Annotated in this window: 5 protein-coding genes; all 5 read right to left on the reverse strand. The window is 34.0% G+C overall.

The window, feature by feature from the left end; all coding sequences use genetic code 11:
• Window positions 1-189: 189 nt before the first annotated feature.
• Complete coding sequence (locus ACTTG8_RS09950) at window positions 190-852, reverse strand: zeta toxin family protein (RefSeq protein WP_442561952.1); 663 nt, start codon at window positions 850-852, stop codon at window positions 190-192.
• Complete coding sequence (locus ACTTG8_RS09955; RefSeq protein ID WP_442561953.1) at window positions 842-1,048, reverse strand: hypothetical protein; 207 nt, start codon at window positions 1,046-1,048, stop codon at window positions 842-844. The genes ACTTG8_RS09950 and ACTTG8_RS09955 overlap by 11 nt, the downstream gene beginning before the upstream one ends.
• Before the next feature lie 642 nt (window positions 1,049-1,690).
• A complete protein-coding gene (locus tag ACTTG8_RS09960) occupies window positions 1,691-2,374 on the reverse strand; it encodes a ribonuclease H1 domain-containing protein (protein WP_442561954.1) in 684 nt (227 codons plus the stop codon).
• Between the two features lie 2 nt (window positions 2,375-2,376).
• Window positions 2,377-3,285, reverse strand: coding sequence for a TIGR01212 family radical SAM protein (locus ACTTG8_RS09965; RefSeq protein ID WP_442561955.1), 909 nt, complete (start codon window positions 3,283-3,285; stop codon window positions 2,377-2,379).
• A 68-nt stretch (window positions 3,286-3,353) separates the two neighbouring features.
• Entirely contained in the window at window positions 3,354-3,509 is a 156-nt protein-coding gene (locus ACTTG8_RS09970) for a hypothetical protein (RefSeq protein WP_442561956.1), read from the reverse strand.
• Window positions 3,510-3,584: the final 75 nt, after the last annotated feature.

Raw genomic sequence — 3,584 nt, forward strand, 5'->3', positions numbered from 1 at the left:
CAATAGTTAACTCACTATGTCAACACTTTTTTGATATTTTTATTGTTTTTCTTTAACGATATTTTTCAGCTTTTGTCTATACAATTTCTATTGCCTTTTTAGCAAGGTTATCAGTCACTTTAGGATTTAGCACTACAACTCGGATCATCCTTTCCTATGGAATTGTTTTGTACTCTTTTTCCTATTTTTTTAAGTTTTCCTATTTCTGCTCTGTAACCCTTCATGTTTTGCATAGGTTTCTCTTGTTTTTTCGCCAACCCTATTTGTTGCTTTCTGAATTTCTGGCATTGCTCTATTAAACCATTGACATTTTTCATTATATAATGTCCAGTTTCCATCATTATATTTTGCTATTTTATCAAGATCTTTGGAATTATCATAAATTACAACCATGTCGCACAATGGTACTACTTTTGTTAGCATGTCTAAAGATGCTTTATATCGTCTTTTTATAGTTTCTTCAGGTATTCCATGTCCACCCTCTGAAACTCTGCCCTTCACTCTTTCTACAGCCAGTTCAGGACTATTTAACCCAATATAATATAGCTCAATAGAAAACCCCTGTTCTTTTGCTTTTTGAATATTTCTTAAAATAGCCTGTCCGGTTAAAGTTGTTTCTTGATTAAATGAAATGCCTTGTTCAATAAAGGAATTTATTCTTCGTACAGCTTCTCTTCCTGCCCTTATCTGGTCTTTCTCATTTCTCCAATCACCACCAATTGAAACAAGAATTTCATCTGGATTTACTCGATTCTTATTTTCATAAAAATTTGTTGCGCTGTAAATGCTTGTTTTCCCTGCCCCATTTACTCCGGCAAACAAAGTATAGATTTTATCGTTATTATTTTCCATATTTATTCTCTTTTATAATCTCCATTTGTTTTCTTTGTAAGAAAAAATCACCCACGATCTTGTAAAAAAATTCTTCTTCCTCACTTTTAAAATCTACCCTATTATTTACCATTAAATGTATTGGATCAAAAACAGTCTTGCATTGTAAATATGCTTCATGCATATTCTTAGCAGCTTCTTCAATCGTATAATTCATAGTTTTCTTTTCCTTTCTATAAACTATCATAACTTTTTGTAAAATTTATTTTCGTGGTATAGTATGCCTTTATCTTGCCGAAGGCAAATATACTCACTATAAGGACGAAATTACTCACCACAAGCATAGGTATTTTAAAAAGTAGGTTACATCCCCAGAAGGGTGGTTGTAGACAATTATTATTGAAGATTCTTTATTAATAATCTCCCCCATGAAAACCTCTCTTCATTACCTTTTTTTATCATAATCCCTATAAATATTCTTTTAAATACTATCTATATTTTTCAATACTCCTATTATATGATGTGGGTGTCAAAAGTATTTGACACCCAATGATACAGGATTGCTTCGGCTTCACCTCTCGCAATCCTTGCAAAAATATTCGTAATCCGCTCATTTTTTTGCAAAAAATGGCTACTTACTCATATTTTTTGCGTGTCAAAAGATAATAAATTCTCTTGCAAGCAAGCTTGCATCGAATTTTTATACTTTTGACACTTGTATCATTATATAACAAATCACCAGATAAACATAGCTTTATTAAGTTGTCAAATCCCAAAAATTCACTTAAAATTATACATATGGAATACTTTTTCCACCCATATTATATTGTTCGTCTTTAATGCATTTTCGTTATTTTGTCTACACAATTCCAATTGCCTTTTTAGCAAGGTTATCAGCCATATCATTATATGTATCTCCCGAATGGCCTTTTACCTTAACAAAGTCTACTCTCAGCCTGTCCTTTATACTGTCATAGAACTCCTTATAGGCTATGGTTCCTATTTTATTGGTCTTCCATTCACCAAGACACCAGCTTGAAATTCCCTGATAGTCATGATAAATGCTTACAGACTTATATCCATTGTCTAAGGCATAACGCATAGCAAGCTCGGAAGCCTTAATCTCTCCTGCCACATTACGCATAGACGCAAGTTCTTCATCTTCATAAGCTTCTGAGATTTCGGCAATAACCTCTCCGGCTTTAATAATCACACAGCCGCAGCCAAAGACTTTCTCCTTAAGAAAGCTTCCATCTACATAGGCAGTTATTTCACTTACAAATTTATTCTCTCCCTCTATAATCCCCTTTTTACTGTTTCCTTTTTTCTCTTCTAAATCGCTTACCCCTGTCATTTCATCCACCCCATCTGCATAAGAAACAGGCTCCCCAGCCTTCATAAAGTCTTCCGCATCGTTCTTTTCTTCAAACCCCTTGAATATAGCTCCTTTATACCCTGTAACCTGAGCCTTGCAGTCATCCCAGCTAGTGTATATCCCGGGAGTTTTTCCAAGCCTTACCGCATAATAATTCTTTTTTGCCATTACTACTCTCTTTCTGCTTCCCTTATTGCTTTATTTATAGTATTTAATACCACCTTCTTATTAGCACTCCACATCGGCTCTACAAGCAGCCTCTTATCTCCGTCCCCCGTCATCCTATGTATTACAGTGGTTTCAGGCAAGATTTTCAGACAGTCAATAAGAATTTCAGTATATTCTTCAAGGCTTAGTATTTTAAAAGGATTTGATCTATATTCTTTTTCAAGCTTCGTATTTCTTAATATATGAAGTAAATGCAACTTAATTCCATCTAATTTCGGCTCAAGTGAATCCAGATATTTTACGGTTTCATACATATCATTAGCACTCTCATTTGGTAAACCCAAAATTACATGCACTACAACTTCAATACCTCTTTTTTTCAGCTCATAATAAGCCTTTTCAAACACCTTTAATTCGTAGCCCCTGTTGAAAGCCTTAGCTGTAGCCTCATTTATAGTCTGTAGTCCGAGCTCAACCCAGACAGGCTTTATTTTATTCAGTTTCTCCAGCAAATCGAGCATCTCTTCTTCAAAGCAGTCAGGTCTGGTACCTATAGAAAGTGCTACTATATCTTTTCTTTGTATTGCAGTCCTAAAGATTGGTTCAAGCCTATTTACATCTCCGTAGGTATTGGTAAATGACTGAAAATAGGCTATATACTTCTTATCTTCTTCTCTTATATCTTTGGTAAACTTGTGCTTTACTTTTTCTTTAGCCTCTTCTATTTGCAAGTCTATGTCTTTTACCTTAGCTGCAAATTCTCCTGAACCGCCTTCTGAACAAAAACTACAGCCTCCCCTTCCTGCCTTGCCATCTCTGTTTGGGCAGGAACAGCCTGTTGACAGGGATAGTCTATATACCTTTGTACCAAACCTTTCTTTACAATAGTCTGATAAAGTTCTAATGTTCATCAGAATATTTCCTCATTTCTTCTTTCATTTCACTTATATCCATATATCTATTTTTTAATCAGATAAAATTATTGTATCTTCTTCATATCCCCATTTATATCAGTTACAATCTTTGTGTCTCCTACCAATAATACAGACAGATATTTTAATACAAATGTAACACACTTTCTTATATTTTCTATAACTTTATCTGTATTGAAATTTTGTTTAATAGGAAATTTCAACAAAATTTCCTATTAAACAAAAAAACAGCCACAGATTATCTAATCTGCAGCCATTTATAAGTAATGCCGGTGACC

Source organism: Catonella sp. (genome assembly GCF_052173895.1).
Lineage (GTDB): Bacteria > Bacillota > Clostridia > Lachnospirales > Lachnospiraceae > Catonella.